Annotated in this window: 12 protein-coding genes; 6 read left to right on the forward strand and 6 right to left on the reverse strand. The window is 70.6% G+C overall.

The features are described from left to right. Nucleotides 1–157: 157 nt before the first annotated feature. The 3 genes from ASG52_RS18490 to ASG52_RS18500 all read right to left on the reverse strand — a co-directional run bounded on the left by ASG52_RS18490 (nt 158) and on the right by ASG52_RS18500 (nt 3,705). Nucleotides 158–1,525 (reverse strand): RluA family pseudouridine synthase, encoded by a 1,368-nt coding sequence (locus tag ASG52_RS18490; RefSeq protein ID WP_056246507.1) that lies wholly within the window; start codon nt 1,523–1,525, stop codon nt 158–160. A 421-nt stretch (nt 1,526–1,946) separates the two neighbouring features. Next, the gene (locus ASG52_RS18495; RefSeq protein WP_056246510.1) at nt 1,947–3,191 is read right to left on the reverse strand and encodes an Hsp70 family protein; all 1,245 of its coding nucleotides are present in this window, start codon (nt 3,189–3,191) and stop codon (nt 1,947–1,949) included. A 283-nt stretch (nt 3,192–3,474) separates the two neighbouring features. After that, nucleotides 3,475–3,705 (reverse strand): hypothetical protein, encoded by a 231-nt coding sequence (locus tag ASG52_RS18500; RefSeq protein ID WP_056246513.1) that lies wholly within the window; start codon nt 3,703–3,705, stop codon nt 3,475–3,477. 286 nt (nt 3,706–3,991) lie between these two features. Between ASG52_RS18500 and ASG52_RS18505 the strand changes: the two genes are divergently transcribed. Then, nucleotides 3,992–4,246, forward strand: coding sequence for a hypothetical protein (locus ASG52_RS18505; protein ID WP_056246516.1), 255 nt, complete (start codon nt 3,992–3,994; stop codon nt 4,244–4,246). Nucleotides 4,247–4,252: 6 nt separating this feature from the next. On the opposite strand, the gene ASG52_RS18510 is transcribed toward ASG52_RS18505, so the two are convergent. Next, nucleotides 4,253–4,876 carry a DNA-3-methyladenine glycosylase family protein gene (locus ASG52_RS18510; protein ID WP_056246519.1) on the reverse strand — a complete coding sequence of 208 codons (624 nt, stop codon included), beginning with the start codon at nt 4,874–4,876 and terminating at the stop codon, nt 4,253–4,255. Between the two features lie 305 nt (nt 4,877–5,181). Here ASG52_RS18510 and ASG52_RS18515 point away from each other — a divergent pair, with 305 nt between their 5' ends. Then, nucleotides 5,182–6,879 (forward strand): methyl-accepting chemotaxis protein, encoded by a 1,698-nt coding sequence (locus ASG52_RS18515; RefSeq protein WP_056246523.1) that lies wholly within the window; start codon nt 5,182–5,184, stop codon nt 6,877–6,879. Between the two features lie 121 nt (nt 6,880–7,000). Here ASG52_RS18515 and ASG52_RS18520 read toward each other — a convergent pair whose 3' ends face one another. Both ASG52_RS18520 and ASG52_RS18525 read right to left on the reverse strand, forming a co-directional pair. Next, entirely contained in the window at nt 7,001–7,492 is a 492-nt protein-coding gene (locus ASG52_RS18520) for a CinA family protein (RefSeq protein ID WP_056246524.1), read from the reverse strand. Further along, a complete protein-coding gene (locus tag ASG52_RS18525) occupies nt 7,489–8,778 on the reverse strand; it encodes a bifunctional 2-C-methyl-D-erythritol 4-phosphate cytidylyltransferase/2-C-methyl-D-erythritol 2,4-cyclodiphosphate synthase (protein ID WP_056246527.1) in 1,290 nt (429 codons plus the stop codon). The genes ASG52_RS18520 and ASG52_RS18525 overlap by 4 nt, the downstream gene beginning before the upstream one ends. A 126-nt stretch (nt 8,779–8,904) precedes the next feature. Here ASG52_RS18525 and dusB point away from each other — a divergent pair, with 126 nt between their 5' ends. From dusB to ASG52_RS18545, 4 genes are all read left to right on the forward strand, one after another. Next, nucleotides 8,905–9,936 carry a tRNA dihydrouridine synthase DusB gene (gene dusB, locus ASG52_RS18530; RefSeq protein WP_056246532.1) on the forward strand — a complete coding sequence of 344 codons (1,032 nt, stop codon included), beginning with the start codon at nt 8,905–8,907 and terminating at the stop codon, nt 9,934–9,936. A gap of 17 nt (nt 9,937–9,953) precedes the next feature. Continuing rightward, nucleotides 9,954–11,090, forward strand: a complete 1,137-nt coding sequence (locus tag ASG52_RS18535; RefSeq protein WP_056246533.1) for a two-component system sensor histidine kinase NtrB — start codon at nt 9,954–9,956, stop codon at nt 11,088–11,090. An 11-nt stretch (nt 11,091–11,101) separates the two neighbouring features. Further along, on the forward strand, nt 11,102–12,565 hold the full coding sequence (gene ntrC, locus ASG52_RS18540) for a nitrogen regulation protein NR(I) (RefSeq protein WP_056246536.1): 1,464 nt from the start codon (nt 11,102–11,104) through the stop codon (nt 12,563–12,565). 158 nt (nt 12,566–12,723) lie between these two features. Next, nucleotides 12,724–14,877 carry a methyl-accepting chemotaxis protein gene (locus ASG52_RS18545; protein ID WP_056246540.1) on the forward strand — a complete coding sequence of 718 codons (2,154 nt, stop codon included), beginning with the start codon at nt 12,724–12,726 and terminating at the stop codon, nt 14,875–14,877. The last annotated feature ends 1,143 nt before the right edge of the window (nt 14,878–16,020 follow it).

Genomic DNA, 16,020 nt, shown 5'->3' on the forward strand with positions numbered 1-16,020 from the left:
GCCGTCTCTCGAATCCCGTTCGGGCGAATACAATCATCTCGCCGCGCACCCGTCCACGCGGCATCGGCGACGTTTCGGGCCGCCTGTCTCGGGCAACGCAACACGCGCCGCCACGACTTATGGCGGCGGTCCGGCTTTCCAAGGTCGGGAGGGCGGCTCAGGCCTCAGGCGCCTCGACGATGGGGTCGTAGCGGGACGCGTCGAATCCCAGCAGGTTCCAGCTCTGAGCCATGTGCGGCGGCAGCGGCGCGCTGACATCGACCGGCTGGCCGGTGCGCGGATGCGGGATCACGATCCGGCGGGCGAGCAGATGGAGGCGGTTCTGGATGCCGCCGGGCAGCTCCCAGTTCTCGACCTCGAAATATTTCGGATCGCCGACGATCGGGTGGCCGATATGGGCGGCGTGCGCCCTGAGCTGGTGGGTGCGGCCGGTCACAGGCTTCAGCGAGAGCCACGCCAGCTTCTGCGCCGCCTGATCGACGGTGGCGTAATAGGTCAGCGCGTGGCTCGCGCCGTCGTCGCCGTGCTTGACCACCCGCATGCGGGCGTCGGCATCGGTCGGCTCGTCCTTGGCGAGGTAGGTCGAGACCCGGCCCTGCCGGGTGCGCGGCACGCCGGCCACAAGCGCCCAGTAGATCTTTCGCGCCGCCCGCGAGCGAAAACTTTTCGCCAGCGTCGCGGCGGCGAGCCGCGTCTTGGCGACGATGAGGCAGCCGGCCGTGTCCTTGTCGAGGCGGTGCACGAGGCGCGGGCGCTGCCCGTCCGGCGCGGTGAGCGCTTCGAGCAGGCCATCGACGTGGCGCACGGTGCCGGAGCCGCCCTGCACGGCGAGCCCGAACGGCTTGTTGAGGATCATCATCTCCGCGTCCTCGTAGAGGATCAGCGAGCGGATGAACTCGGCGTCGTTCGCGGCCTTGGTCGGGCTGCGCGGGCGCTCGGCCTGCGGATCGAGCTTGAGCGGCGGCACCCGCACCGAAGAGCCCGGCTCCAGCCGGTCGGCGGCCTTGGCGCGCTTGCCGTCGACCCGCAGCTCCCCCTTGCGCACGAGGCTCTGGACGCGGGTGAAGGGAAGCTGGGGAAACCGCACGCTGAGGAAGCGGTCGATACGCATCCCGGCCTCGTCGGCATCGACGGTGAGCGTCTGCACGCCGCTCGCCAGCGTCGCCGAGGCGGCGGCGCGCTGCTCGCGCCGGGTCGGGCCGGCGGGCGGGGCCGCCTTCTCGGGGGAGGGCGCCTTGGCGGCGGCTTTGGAGGCCGGGCGGCGCGGCGGGGGCGCCTCGGCCCGGTCCGGCGCCGGCTTGCGGGCGCGGGGCGGGCGGGGGGGCAGCGCATCGTCCGCCTCACCCCACGGGGCGCGTTCGCCCGCATCCTCGCCGCGGTTGCGGGCGGCACGCTTGGCGGCCTCCAGGGCGGAGGTGCGCGGGCCGGTGCCCGGCCGCGAGGCGAAGCCGGGCTTGCCAGGGGGGCGGTTTCCGCCTGGAGAGCCTTTGCCGCCTGAGCCGCGATGTGGAGGACGTCCCTTCATGGCCCGCTGCTATCATCCTGGGATGACGGCGCAAAGCCGAATGGGCGCGGGCGACGGATGTCTCGGGCGCCGATGGCCGGACATATGGTCGGATCGGTGCCCGGTGGGCGCTCTCCTCCCCTTTGCCGGGAGGGGAGCGCCTGGGTTCGACCGACACGAGCGGCTCAAAAGGCCGCTATCGCTCCTTTCCGCTCCTGGCGCGCGACATGTTCGTATCCTGCGAACTGCCCGTGCCCGCGCCACTGCCCGGCGCCTGGACGGACCCGCCGGTGGCGAGGTTCAGCAGCACGGTGAGCAGGGCCGTGCCGCGACGGCGGGGCGCGAAGGGGAGGGCGGTCATCCGGCTCTTTCGAATCGCCCAGCGGAGCCGGGCCTTCGAGGGGAAGCCGCGCGATCGCCCTGGCGGTTCCGTCCTGCGACGTCAGGCGAGGCGGGCCGCCTCCAGGGTGAGCCCGAGCCCGACCGAGCCGAAGGTGTCGCCGTCCACCACCCGCGCGTCCGGCACGGTCGCGATCAGCGCGGCGCGGACATGCGGCAGGCCGGTCGAGCCGCCGGTGAGGAACAGGGCGTCGATGCGCTCGGCCGAGAGCCCCGCCTGATCGAGGCAGCGGCCGATCCGCTCGGCCATGCGGCGGGCCAGATCGTCGGTGTGGGAGGCGAGCCGCGGGCGATCGACATTCGCGGACAAAGCCGGCTCGACCCAGCCGAGATCGACCGAGCCCTGGCCCTGGTCGGAGGTCGCGATCTTGGCACCCTCCACCGCCATGGCGAGCGAATGCCCGCGCTCGGCCTCGACCACCCGGCGCAGCCGCGTGACGAGTTCGGGCCGGGCGGCGTCGCGCACCACCTCGTCGATCTCCCGCAGCGTCTTCGGATTGTAGAGCCGGTTGATGCTCGACCATGTGGCGAGGTCGTGGAAGTAGGCGTTCGGCACGGCGAGATCGCCCCGCTTCATCGGGCTGCCGAGGCCGAGCAACGGCATCACCGCGCCGAGGCTCAAGGTGCGGTCGAAATCGGTACCGCCGATGCGCACGCCGTCATTGGCCAGGATGTCCTCGACCCGGTCGTCCCGGCGGTGCCGCTCGGGCGAGAGGCGCACGATGGAAAAGTCCGAGGTGCCGCCGCCGATATCGGCGATCAGGGCGATCTCCTCGGCCCGCACCGTACGCTCGTAATCGAGGGCGGCGGCGATGGGCTCGTACTGGAAGCGGACGTGGCGGAAGCCGATCGATTCGGCGATCTGGCGCAGCGTGTCCTCGGCCTTGCGGTCGGCGGCCGGGTCATCGTCGACGAAGTGGACCGGGCGGCCGTGGACCACCGCGTCGAGGCTGATGCCCGCCTCGGCCTCGGCGCGGGCCTTCACGGCCGTGAGGTAGCGGGCGATGACATCGCGAAACCGGATGCGCTCGCGCCCGACCGGGGTCGATTCCTCGACGAGCGAGGAGCCGAGCACGGATTTGAGCGCCCGCATCAGCCGGCCCGGCGTGCCCTCGACGTAAGCATCGATCGCGGCGCGGCCGATCTGCGCCTCGCGGCCGGGGGCGAAGAAGATCGCGCTCGGCAGGGTGCGGTGCGCGCCCTCCAGCGGCACCAGGGACGGGGCGCCGCCGATGCCAATTCCGAGGGTGGTGTTGGACGTGCCGAAATCGAGGCCGCAGGCCGCCATGGGATCGGGATCGCTTCTCGTCTGCCGGGAGGGCGGCCCCGTTACGGTGCCGCGGCAAGGAGCGCAATCCAAAAGTCGGGTCGGGCGGTGATCGGAGCCGCGCCCCGATCCCCTGGAAATCCACCGCCGTCATTCCGGGGCGCCGCAGGCGAACCCGGAATCCACCCGCGATGCGCGGCCATGACAGGCGTCGCGGCCAGTCGTGGATTCCGGGTTCCGCTGCGCGGCCCCGGAATGACGGGATGGGAAGCCGGCGGCTCTCCGCCGCCGGCCCACGCTTGGCTTAGCCCGGCACCTTCTTGGCCGCCGGAGCCTTCACCGGCGCGGCGTTCGCGACTTCGGCCGGGCGCTCGGCCTCCTGCGTCGCTCCGGACAGGGCGATGGCGTGGAGGGCCAGCACGGGCACGAAGACAAGCGCCATCATTAGCGCCACGACGAGACCCGCCGGGCGGCTGCGCTTGTGGCGGACCGCACGGGAGCGGACACGCCGAGTGGTTACGGTGGAGTCAGTCATGGCTCACCTCGGGTCGGACCAGCCGCCAAAGGCCGGTCGCGGGTGAGCCGGATCGGACGATCAGGCGCAGATCACGCGAAGGGCCGGAGGCGGCGTGGTCGATCGACTACTGTCGTCGGGCATGGAGTTCGGTGGTTCCTATGGAGCCGTACGGCGGCCACACGGCGCATCGGACGGATAACGCGCCGATGCCCGACTCGTTCGCCCGCGTCAAGCGCATGCGGGACACGAACGGCATTCCGTTTGTGCAACGCGAACGGAACCGCTACGGCGGCATTGTGAGGGCATGGCTTCCTCTCCCATCACTTGGACACAAAGCCGCTCGGCGGGCGTGCCGATGCCGCGCTACACCGGCCATGTCGGCCCGGTCGAGGTCGGCCTCGTCGAGTACGACGGCTCGAACCGGCTGTGGACGTGGTGGAGTCCGCTGGCTGAGGCCGCCTGGGGCCACGCGCAGGACGCCGAAGGCGCGCAGAAGGGTTTCGAGGCGTGGCTGCGCGGCTGGCTGGAGAACTTTCGGCCGTTTTTCGAAGGCGCCTGAGGCGGCTCAGGCCGCCGCGACGGCGGGCGCGGCGGCGTCGCGGCTACGCCACATGTATCGGGCGAGGATCGAGCGGTAGGGCGCAAAGCGCGCCGCGACGGCATTCGTGTCGTCCCGCCCCGTAAGCTTGCGCAGCACGCCCACCGCCGCGACGTCGCCCGCGGGCCAGATGTCGGGGTCGAGGAAGTGGAAGATGCCGACCATGTCGGCGGTCCACGGCCCGACGCCGCGGATACCGCACAGCACGGCCGAGCGCTCCGCATGCGGCAGCAGGCCGAGATCGGCTCCGAGCAGCCCGCGCGCTTCGGCCTCGCGCACGGCGTGGAGCGCCCGCACCTTGTTGGCCGAGACCCCGCAGCCGCGCAGCACCGCCTCGTGGCCCGGCACGAACAGATCGCGCGGCGTCGCCCCATGCGTCTGCGCCGCGGCCTCGATCCGCGACCAGATCGCGAAGGCGGCCTTGGTCGAGAGTTGCTGGTTGACGATCTCGACGAACAGCCGTTCGGCCACGCTGGCATGAACCGGCGGTGCGACGGCGATCGGGCCGATGGCGGCGATGGCCGCATGCAGCGGGCCGCTCGTCGCCTGCGCCTCGCTCAGGAGCCGGTCGAAAATTTCGGGATCGAGCATCGCCGCCTCATGCCTGTCTCACCCGACAACGTGCGAGCGACCGCCGGGATCGGCCGATGCCGGAGGCAGGCTGGCGGCGCATATCGACCAAGAAATGCAAAAGTTCTTTCGCAGCAATCACCATCATTTGATATGATACTTAGGCGCCCGGAACGCGCCCTCAGTACAAAGTCCCGCGCCTTAGCAAACGTTATGAAGTCTCCGCGAGAACTATCATTTCCTGTTAACGCGATCCGATCGACAACACATCATCCACCGCGGTCCAGGGCACCGCCGGATCGCCGCACTGTCCCTCGCCATCGATCATGAGCTGGTTCCTCAATCTCCGCCTGCTCGGAAAGCTGGCCCTGCCGGCGGCGCTCGCCGCCCTGGTCGCCATAGGCATCGTCGTCCTGGCGCACGGCCACATCGCCACCCTGGCCGGCGTCACCCGCGACGTGGTGGACGTGCGCGGCGCCCGCGCCATCGGCGCGCTTCAGGTCGCCGCCGCCACGGACGAAGCGGTGATCGCCGAGAAGAACATCATCATCGAAACCGACGAGGCCGTGATGGCGGCCCAGCACGAGCGCTTCCGGGCCTCGCGCCGCAAGGCCGAGACAGCGATGGATCACCTCATCGAACTGGCCGATTCTCCGGAACGGCGAGCGGCGCTGGTCGGCATAAGCGGGCAGCTCGCCGCGGTGTTCACCGCCGCCGAGCGCTCGGTCGCGCTCGGCTTGCACCATCGGCGCGACGAGGCGGCGCACGTCTCCTACGACGAGGTCCGGCCGGCCCGGATGAAGCTGAATCAGGCGATCGAGGGCCGGATCGAGGCCAACCTGCACGATCTCGGCCGCGCCCGCGACGCGGCGACGGAACTAGCGGCCTCCGCTGCCACGACCATGACGGCGGTGGCGAGTGTCGGCCTCGTCCTCGCCTTCGGCCTGCTCGGGCTGATCGTGGTGGCGGGCGTGACCCGGCCGATGGGCCGGCTGGTGGCGGTGCTCCAGCGCATGGCCGGCGGCGCCATCGACGCCGACATCGCCGAGGCGCGCCGCGGCGACGAGATCGGCGCGGTCGGGCGCGCGGTCGAGGGCATCAAGGCGATGGTGGCCGAGAGAGCCGCCGAGCAGGCCGAAATCAGGCGCATCGCCGACGCGGCGGCGGTCCTGGAGCGCCGCCGCACCATGATCGAACTCGCCGACGGTTTCGAGCGCACCATCGGCAGCGTCGCCGGCATGGTCTCGGCCTCGGCCACCGAGTTGCAGGCCACCGCCGCGTCGATGACGGCGACCGCGACCGAGACGGCGGCGCAATCGACCGCGGTCGCGGCCGCGGCGGAAGAGGCGGCCTCCAACGTCGGCACGGTCGCGGCGGCGGCCGAAGAACTCGGCGCCTCGGTCTACGAGATCGCCCGGCAGATCGGCAGCTCGGCGGAGATCGCGAGCGGCGCCGTCGGCGAGGCGGATCGCAGCGCGCTGCTCGTCACGGAGCTGAGCCAGGCCGCGTCCCGGATCGGCGACGTGGTCGGCCTGATCTCCTCGATCGCGGCGCAGACCAATTTGCTGGCGCTGAACGCGACCATCGAGGCGGCGCGTGCCGGGGAGGCGGGCCGCGGCTTCGCCGTGGTGGCAGCGGAAGTGAAGGAACTCGCCGCGCAGACCGCGCGGGCGACCGACGAGATCGCTGGCCAGATCACCCGCATCCAGGGCGCGACCGGTCAGGCGGTCTCGGCCATCGACGGCATCACCGGCCGTATCCGCGAGATCGACGCGGTGACGACGACGATCGCGGCCGCCGTCGAGCAGCAGGGCGCGGCGACGCAGGAGATCGTCCGCAACGTCAGCCAAGCCGCCGTCGGCGCGGGTGAGGTGACGAGCAACATCACCGGCGTCGCGGGCGCCGCGGAGGAGACCGGCGCGGCCGCCGCACAGGTTCTGGCTTCGGCCTCCGAGTTGTCGCGGCAGTCGGAGCACCTGAACGTTGAGGTGAGCCGCTTCCTGGCCGGGGTGCGGGCGGCCTGAGGGCCTGACATCCGCTCCTACCGTATGTGATTGATCAGCCCAGAGCCCCGCGCATCCCCTCGCCCCGCGTGCGGGGAGAGGGGAGAGCGGTGGCGTCGGATGCGCCCGACCGGAAACGAAATCAAACCGCCCGTTCGAGCAGCTCCAACGCCTGCTCCACCGCCAACCGCCGGATCTCCGACCGGCCGGGATCGCCGAAGCGGCGTTCGACATGCCGAGTCGTGCTGCCCTTGAGCGCCAAGGCGAAGTGGACGAGCCCGACCGGCTTGTCCGCGGAGCCGCCGCCTGGGCCGGCGATACCGGTGATCGAGACCGCCGCGTGCGCCAGCGAACGGCCGAGCGCGCCCTCGGCCATGGCGCGGGCCACCGGCTCGCTCACCGCGCCGTGGGCGGCGATGAGGGCGGCGGGCACGCCGACGAGATCGGTCTTGGCCTCGTTCGAATAGGTGACGAAGCCGCGATCCACCACCGCCGAAGAGCCGGGGACAGACGTGAGCAGGCCAGCGACGAGGCCGCCGGTGCAGGATTCGGCGGTCGCGATTCTCTTGCCCGCCGCCGCGTACGCCTTCACCAGCGCCTCGGCGCGGGCGAGGAGCGCGGCGTCCTCGATCACGCGCGGCGCTCGGCGGTCTCGGTGCCGGTGTCCACCTCGACCTCGGGCAGGCGCACGGTGGCCGCGGCCTGGGCGGCCAGGCCCTCGGCGCGCCCGACGAAGCCGAGCTTTTCCGTGGTCGTCGCCTTGATCGAGACGGCGGTCAGCGGCACGCCCGCGATCTCGGCGATGCGCGCCCGGATCGCCTCGCGATGCGCACCGATGCGGGGCGCCTCGGCCAGGACGGTGATGTCGAGATGGTCGATCCTGCCGCCCTGCGCCCGCACCAGTTCGCAGGCATGGGCCAGGAATTGGTCGGAGGAGGCGCCGCGCCACTTCTCGTCGGAGGGCGGAAAGTGGGTGCCGATGTCGCCGTCGGCGATGGCGCCGAGCAGCGCGTCGGTCAGCGCGTGAAGCGCCACGTCGCCGTCGGAATGGGCGAGCACGCCGCGGTCGGCGGGGATTTTGATGCCGCCGAGCCAGACATGGTCGCCCTCGGTGAAGGCGTGGACGTCGAAGCCGGTGCCGAGGCGGGTCACGTATGTCGTCATGGGGCCATCAGATATCGCGGGCGCGCTCCCCGAGAAAGCCCGATCCGCCTCGATCAGGTCCGCGGCCTGGGTGATCTTGCGGTTCCGGGCGTCGCCCTCGAACACCACGACCCCGAGCCCGGCCCATTCGGCGAGCGCCCCGTCGTCGGTGAAACCGTCGCGATTCTCGGCCACCGCCCGGCGGTGGGCGTCGAGCAGCGGGCCGAAGCGGAAGCTCTGTGGGGTCTGCACCGCCCGCAGGTTCTCGCGGGCCGGCGTCTCGTGGACGCGGCCGATGCCGGGCGCGATCTCCTCCACAAGCTTGATCGTGTCGGAGACGGCGACCCCCGGCACCGCCGCGCCGTGCTCGGCCCCGGCCGCGACCGCGCGGGTGATCAGGGCCTCGTCGACGAAGGGGCGGGCGGCATCGTGCACGAGCACGAGATCGGGCGCGCGAACGCGTGCCAGCCCTTCGAGTCCGGCGGCGACCGATTGCTGGCGCGTCGCTCCACCGGGCACCGGCTCGGCGAGTTTTCCGCGATGGGTGGGCTCCAACTCGGCGACGCACTCGCGAAAGAAATCGGCGGCGTCCGGGGCGATCACCGGCTGGATGCGGGCAATGCGGGGCGATTCCGCCAGAGCCGCCAACGTCCGGGTCAGGACGGCGCGCCCGCCGACCCGGCGATATTGCTTCGGCAGGTCGCCGCCGACGCGCAGACCCTTGCCCGCCGCCACCACGACAGCGGCCACCTGAAGCCGCGCGGCGCTGTCGGACATGGTCGAGCCTCGATTGATTTTGGTTGGGGAAAGCCTGGAGTGCAGGGCTCATATGCGTCGGAATGTCCAGAGGCAAACGCAGGCGGCGCTTGCGTCCGGCCGGGCTTTGGCTACTTATTGGGCAGAATGAAGCCTGACCATTATTTGAGCGCCCTGCGCTCCGCGGACGTCCGGCGCGCAGGCTCGCCGCCGGTGCTGCTCGCTCCGCTGTCGGGCGTCACCGACCTTCATATGCGCCGCATCGCCCAGAGGCTCGGGGCGAGCGCCGTCGTCTCCGAGATGGTGGCGGCGGCCGAACTCGCTCGCGGCGATGCCGAATCGCAGGTGCGGGCGGAAGGGCAGGGCGTCAGCCCCCACGTCGTCCAGCTCGCCGGCTTTGCGGAAAAACCGATGGCGGAGGCGGCCCGCATCGCGGTCGCCAACGGCGCCGACGCCATCGACATCAATATGGGCTGCCCGGCCAAGACCGTGACCGGCGGTGAATCCGGCTCCGCGCTGATGCGCGACCTCGACCATGCCGCCCGCCTGCTCGCTGCCGTGCGCGCGGCGGTGACGGTGCCGGTCACGGTGAAGATGCGGCTCGGCTGGGACCACACCAGCCTCAACGCGCCGGAGCTGGCCCGCCGCGCCGAGGCGCTCGGCCTGAACGGAATCACCGTCCACGGCCGCACCCGGCAGCAATTCTACAAGGGCAACGCCGATTGGTCGGCGATCCGGGCGGTGGTCGCGGCGACCCGCCTGCCGGTGATCGCCAACGGCGACGTGACGAGCCTGGAGGAGGCCCGCGCCTGCCTCGCGGCCTCGGGCGCGGCGGGCGTCATGGTCGGGCGCGCGGCGGTCGGCCGGCCCTGGCTCGTCGGCGCCATCGCGGCGGGGCTCGCCGGTCGCCCGGTCGCGCCCCTCTCCGCCGAGGCGCGGGCGGCGGCGGCATCAGAGCATTACGAGGGGCTGATCGCGCTCTACGGGCCGGCGATGGGCGCGCGCCACGCCCGCAAGCATCTGGCGGCCTATGCCGACGCCGCCGGCCCCGGCGCGCTGAACCTGAGCGACCGGCGCCGCCTCGTCACCACCGCGGATCCGGCGGAGGCCCTGACCTTGCTTCGACGGGCCTTTCTCGACCCGGCATCCTCCGGCACGACGATGGGCGAGGCCGCATGAGTCCCATAAGCCACAGCATGAGCCTCTCTGGCGACGAGCCCGATCCCGCCTCCCTGCCGGCGGCCGAAGCCGTTCTCAACGCGCTGCCGCTGCCGGTGCTCACCATCGGCCCGGACGAGCGCATCCTGCGGGTCAACCACGCTGCCGAACTGTTCTTCGATGCCTCCGCCAAGGTGATGCTGCGGGGGCGCCTGCGCGACATCATCCCGTTCGCCTCGCCGATCATCGCGCTGGTGGCCGAGGTGCGCCGCCGCCGTTCCTCGGTCGCCGAGTACCGCGTCGAGCTGATCCAGCCGCGCTCGGGTGCGGAGCGCAGCGTCGATGTCTTCGCCACGCCGCTGCGTGACGAGGACGACTCGGTGGTGCTCATGCTCCAGGAGCGCACCATCGCCGACAAGATGAACCGCCAGTTCACCCATCGCGGCGCCGCCCGCTCGATGATCGCGCTCGGCGCGATGCTGGCCCACGAGATCAAGAACCCCCTCGCCGGCATCCGCGGCGCGGCACAACTGCTGGAACTCGACCGCGAGGACGAGGACCGGGTGCTGACCCGGCTGATCTGCGACGAGTCGGACCGGATCGTGCGCATCGTCGAGCGGATGGAGCTGTTCGGCGAGGAGCGCCCGGTGGAGCGCGGGCCGGTCAACGTCCACGGCGTGCTCGATCAGGTGAAGCGCTCGGCGCAAAGCGGCTTCGCCCGTCACATCCGCTTCATAGAGAATTACGATCCCTCGTTGCCCCCCGTGCTCGGCAACCGCGATCAGCTGATCCAGGTGATCCTCAACCTCGTGAAGAATGCCGCGGAAGCGATCGGCACCGACACGGTGGAGGGCGAGATCACCCTCTCGACCGCCTTCCGCACCGGCTTGCGCCTGCAGGTGCCGGGCTCGCGCGAGCGCGTCAGCCTGCCGATCGAGGTGGCGGTCCGCGACAACGGGCCGGGCATCCCGCCCGACATGCTGAGCGACCTGTTCGATCCCTTCGTAACCACCAAAGCTCAAGGTTCCGGCCTCGGACTTGCATTGGTGGCCAAGATCGTCGGCGATCATGGGGGCATCGTCGAGTGCGATCCCGTTCCCCGCCGAACTGCCTTCCGTATCCTGCTTCCCATGTCGAGCGCCCGTGACGGGCGCGAATCGGCCGCGGAGCGTTGAGTTCGAGAGTCATGCCCAACGGCCACATCATCGTCGCGGATGACGACGCAGCGATCCGCACCGTGCTCAACCAAGCGCTGTCGCGGGCGGGCTACGAGGTCCGCACCACCTCGAACTGCGCCACGCTCTGGCGCTGGGTCGCGCAAGGGGAGGGCGATCTCGTCATCACCGACGTGGTGATGCCCGACGAGAACGTGTTCGACCTGCTGCCGCGCATCAAGCGGGTGCGGCCCGAACTGCCGATCATCGTCATGAGCGCGCAGAACACCTTCATGACGGCGATCCGCGCCTCCGAGCGCGGCGCCTACGAATACCTGCCCAAGCCTTTCGACCTGAAGGAGCTGACTGCCATCGTCGGTCGGGCGTTGTCCCGTCCTCGCGGGACGCCCGCGCCCGGGGCGGGGCCGGAGAACGAGGACATCCCGCTGGTCGGCCGCTCGCCGGCCATGCAGGAGATCTACCGGGCGCTCGCCCGCCTGATGCCGACCGACCTCACCGTGATGATCACCGGCGAGTCCGGCACCGGAAAGGAACTGGTGGCGCGGGCGCTCCACGATTACGGACGCCGCCGCACCGGCCCGTTCGTCCCCGTCAACATGGCGGCGATCCCGCGCGACCTGATCGAATCCGAACTCTTCGGCCACGAGAAGGGCGCCTTCACGGGAGCGCTGTCGCGCTCGGCAGGACGGTTCGAGCAAGCCGAGGGCGGCACGCTGTTCCTCGATGAGATCGGCGACATGCCGATGGAGGCCCAGACCCGGCTCCTGCGCGTGCTTCAGCAGGGCGAGTACACCACCGTCGGCGGGCGCGTGCCGATCAAGACCAACGTCCGCATCATTGCGGCCACCAACAAGGACCTGCGCGTCTCGATCCAGCAAGGGATCTTCCGCGAGGACCTGTTCTTCCGCCTCAACGTCGTCCCCTTGCGCCTGCCGGCCCTGCGCGAGCGCGCCGAGGACGTGCCCGACCTGATCCGCCACTTCTTCGTGCTGGTCGAGCGCGAGGGCCTGACCCGCAAGACGCTCGACGGCGACGCCATGGAGCGGCTCAAGCGCTACCGCTGGCCCGGCAACGTGCGCGAACTGGAAAACCTCGTCCGGCGTCTGGCCGCCCTCTACCCGCAGGAGACCATCACCGGTCCGGTGATCGAGGCCGAACTCGACACCCTGCCGCTGGCCCAGCCCGCCGCCGCCAATGGCACGGCGCGCAAGAACGGCGCCTCCGACAACGAGACCCTGTCGGGCGCGGTCGAGCGCCACCTCGCCGACTATTTTTCCGGCTACCGCGACACGCTGCCCCCGCCCGGCCTCTACCACCGCATCCTGCGGGAGATCGAAGGCCCGCTGATCGGCGCGGCGCTCGCCGCCACCCGCGGCAATCAGATCCGCGCTGCCGAGCTGCTCGGCGTCAACCGCAACACCCTGCGCAAGAAAGTTCGCGATCTCGACTTGCAGGTGTTCCGCACCTCTCGCTGACCGGTGGTATCCTTCACACCTGTTGATCGTCAAACTCTCAGTTGCGCGGTACTTTTTCCGACTTGGGCGATAGCAGAAGAGGTCTGGGGAGGGTTTAGGCCTTCTTAAAATTTACAAATGTAACAAGGCTGAGGACCGTTTCACCCCCAAGGCCTCCCATGCTCTCCCTGTCGAAACTCAGCGCCCGCCTGCCCGCCGCGATGATCGGGCTCGCCCTGCTCAGCGCGACGGCCATGGGCGGCTTCAGCTGGTCCTCCGCCAAGGATGGCCTGTTCGACGCGGCGCGCGAGCGCCTTCAACTCGCCGCCTCCCTGCGCAAGGACAGCGTCGAGCTGACCGCCGAACGCCTGCGCACCGATTTCGAGGTCGCGGCGGCCAACCCGCAAATCGCCTCGAATTTCGTTGATCTGGTCGAGAACCTCGATCTGGCTAAGCCCGACACCGAGAAGGTTTTGCAAGCGATCCGCGACCTACCGAGCGCGGACGCGCGCCTCGCCTTCGACGGCGCCGCCACCGGCACGATGTACGGGCGCCGCCACGCCAAGGTGCAGGAGGCCGCCCGCAAGATCGTCGCCCATGACGGCTACGCCGACCTCCTGTTCGTCGATCAGGCCGGGCGCGTCGTTTACACCACCCGCAAGGACGCCGACTTCGCCGGGTCCCTGGCCGAGCCGCCGCTGAAAGACACCGGCCTCGCCCGCCTCTTCGAGCGCCTGAAAGCGGGCGACGCGGACGCGGTGCTGTTCGAGGATTTTTCGGCCTATCCGGCAGGGGAGGGCGCTTCCGCCTTCATCGGCCGCCCGGTGACGCGGCGCGCCAACGTCGCCATGGGCACGGCGCAGGCCGCCGAGCGGGTCGGCTTCATCGTCATGCGGGTCACGCCGGCCCTGTTCGACCGCTCGCTGATGAAGCGCGACGGCCTCGGTCAGACCGGGCAGGTCGTCGCCGCCGGCCCGGACGGGCTCCTGCGCAGCACGCCGCTGAGCGGCGGGATCAAGGCCGGCGCGCCGCTCTCCGCGCTCGGCATCGAGAAGGCGCAGATCGCTGGGGGCAACAGCTTCGACTTCACCGGCCCGGACGGGCGCACCATGGCGGCGGTCGCCTCGGTCTCGGTGCTCGGCGCGCCGTGGAGCGTCATCGCCGAGCAGAGCGAGGCCGAGGCGGTGGCCGCCGTCCGGTCGCTCTCGGTGACGCTCGCGGTCATCGGCCTGATCGTCCTCCTCGGCACCGCCGTGATCGGGCTGTGGCTCGCCCGCTCGATCGTGCGCCCGCTCGGCGCCCTGACGCGGGCGCTCGAACGACTCGCCGCCCGTCAGACCGTCGATGAGGTGCCCGGCAGCCGCCGCGCCGACGAGATCGGCGACATCGCCCGCGCCGTCGCGACGATCCGCGACGTCTCGCTGGAGGACGCGGCGCAGCAGCTCCAGACCACCGAGGCTCAGCGCCTGCGCGAGGAGCAGGCCCGGCGTGCGATGCTGCGCGACCTCGCCGGCCGGTTCGAATCGACCGTCGGCGGCATCGTCGAGCGCCTGTCCGGCGCGGTCGGCGAACTCCAGGCCTCGTCCGGCATCATGCGCGGTACTGTGGAGGACACCTCGCGCCGCTCCAGCAGCGCGGCGAGCGCCGCCCACCAGACCGCGGGCAACGTCAACGCCGTCGCCTCGGCGGCGGAGGAACTCGGCGCCACCGTCGAGGAGATCGGCCGTCAGGTCGAGCAGGCCGCCGGCCTCTCGGCGCGCGCCGTCCAGGGGGCGGCGAGCACGGACCAGACCATGACGGCGCTCGCCACCGCCGCCGCCCGCATCGGCGACATCGTGGATCTCGTCTCGACCATCGCCAGCCAGACCAACCTTCTGGCCCTGAACGCCACCATCGAGGCGGCCCGCGCCGGGGAGGCGGGCCGCGGCTTCGCGGTGGTCGCCGCGGAGGTGAAGGAGCTCGCCGGACAGACCGCGCGGGCGACGAGCGAGATCGCCCAGCAGGTCGGCGCGATCCAGGCGGCGACGCAAGGGGCCTCGCAGGCGATCCAGATGATCACCGGAGAGATCGAGGCGATCAACCGCGTCACCAACAGCATCGCCGCCGCGGTAGAGGAACAGGGTGCCACGACCCAGGAGATCGTCCGCTCCATGGTCCAGGCCTCGACCGGCACCAGCGAGATGACCGCCGACATCGTCGCGGTGGCGCAGTCCGCAGACGAGGCCGGGCACGCCGCCTCCAGTGTCGCCGGCGCCTCCGACCAGCTCGCGCTGCAATCGCAGCAGCTGCGCAGCGAAGTGGAGGACTTCCTCGCCAACGTCCGTGCCGCCTGACGCGGACGGTCCGGACCTCATTCGCCGGAAGGGTACGCCCCTTCCGGCGACGGGGCTTCGATTGCGTCAGGCGGGCCCGTGGCGGGCTTTCTCGAACTTTTCTCGTTTTTCCGATTGACGGGGGCGGTGTGCCCTCGTAGAAGCACGTCACCGACGGGGCGCCGCGGCCCACCACTTGGGCGGCACAGCGAACCGACGGTCTTCGTGACTGATGGGGCGGCACGCTGATCCGGGCGACTGGATCGGACGATCGCTGTCCTTCGTGTCCCGGATGTGTCGATCGGATGACGGTTGACAGGACGGTTCGCCGGCTNCCGCCACTACAAGACGCTCGCCCGCGCGAAGCGGCGTCAGGCGGGCCCGTGGCGGGCTTTCTCGMACTTTTCTCGTTTTTCCGATTGACGGGGGCGGTGTGCCCTCGTAGAAGCACGTCACCGACGGGGCGCCGCGGCCCAYCACTTGGGCGGCACAGCGAACCGACGGTCTTCGTGACTGATGGGCGGCACGCTGATCCGGGCGACTGGATCGGACGATCGCTGTCCTTCGTGTCCCGGATGTGTCGATCGGATGACGGTTGACAGGACGGTTCGCCGGCNGGGCGGCACGCTGATCCGGGCGACTGGATCGGACGATCGCTGTCCTTCGTGTCCCGGATGTGTCGATCGGATGACGGTTGACAGGACGGTTCGCCGGCTCTAGACGCCACGGACCGCTCGGGCGGACCTCCCGACAACGACTGCGGTCGCTGCGTGAACGGGACCGCCGCGGACCACTCGCTGAAGACGGGGCTGATCGGGCCGGGCAACCGGGACGATGGCGCGTCGGCGGCGGAAGATTGCACCTTGGGTGYAGGCTTCGCGCTCTTTGACAAGTAGATATCGAGAAAGAGAAACGCGGGCGGCTTGTTCATGTCCTTGCGGGTTCGGTCGAGAGGCCGAGCCGTGAGAGTATGACGCTGGACCGACGTTTCGGAAGCTCACCGTTCATTCGTGGAAACGCGGGTGAGACGGATGTGAGCACTCCGTTTATGTTGTGATCAGCTGAGATCTAACTCTTCAACTTGAGAGTTTGATCCTGGCTCTCTACTTCGAGGTCGTCTCGACCCTCGCGCTCGTCATCGGCCTCGTCGTCGTCAACGTCATG

The sequence above is a fragment of the Methylobacterium sp. Leaf456 genome (assembly GCF_001425465.1).
GTDB lineage: Bacteria > Pseudomonadota > Alphaproteobacteria > Rhizobiales > Beijerinckiaceae > Methylobacterium.

What these genes read in the sequence shown, in the direction of transcription:
- ASG52_RS18490 (WP_056246507.1), bottom strand. Translation starts at nt 1,525, where the DNA reads ATGAAGGGACGTCCTCCACATCGCGGCTCAGGCGGCAAAGGCTCTCCA.
- ASG52_RS18495 (WP_056246510.1), bottom strand. Translation starts at nt 3,191, where the DNA reads ATGGCGGCCTGCGGCCTCGATTTCGGCACGTCCAACACCACCCTCGGA.
- ASG52_RS18500 (WP_056246513.1), bottom strand. Translation starts at nt 3,705, where the DNA reads ATGACTGACTCCACCGTAACCACTCGGCGTGTCCGCTCCCGTGCGGTC.
- ASG52_RS18505 (WP_056246516.1), top strand. Translation starts at nt 3,992, where the DNA reads ATGGCTTCCTCTCCCATCACTTGGACACAAAGCCGCTCGGCGGGCGTG.
- ASG52_RS18510 (WP_056246519.1), bottom strand. Translation starts at nt 4,876, where the DNA reads ATGCTCGATCCCGAAATTTTCGACCGGCTCCTGAGCGAGGCGCAGGCG.
- ASG52_RS18515 (WP_056246523.1), top strand. Translation starts at nt 5,182, where the DNA reads ATGAGCTGGTTCCTCAATCTCCGCCTGCTCGGAAAGCTGGCCCTGCCG.
- ASG52_RS18525 (WP_056246527.1), bottom strand. Translation starts at nt 8,778, where the DNA reads ATGTCCGACAGCGCCGCGCGGCTTCAGGTGGCCGCTGTCGTGGTGGCG.
- dusB (WP_056246532.1), top strand. Translation starts at nt 8,905, where the DNA reads ATGAAGCCTGACCATTATTTGAGCGCCCTGCGCTCCGCGGACGTCCGG.
- ASG52_RS18535 (WP_056246533.1), top strand. Translation starts at nt 9,954, where the DNA reads ATGAGCCTCTCTGGCGACGAGCCCGATCCCGCCTCCCTGCCGGCGGCC.
- ntrC (WP_056246536.1), top strand. Translation starts at nt 11,102, where the DNA reads ATGCCCAACGGCCACATCATCGTCGCGGATGACGACGCAGCGATCCGC.
- ASG52_RS18545 (WP_056246540.1), top strand. Translation starts at nt 12,724, where the DNA reads ATGCTCTCCCTGTCGAAACTCAGCGCCCGCCTGCCCGCCGCGATGATC.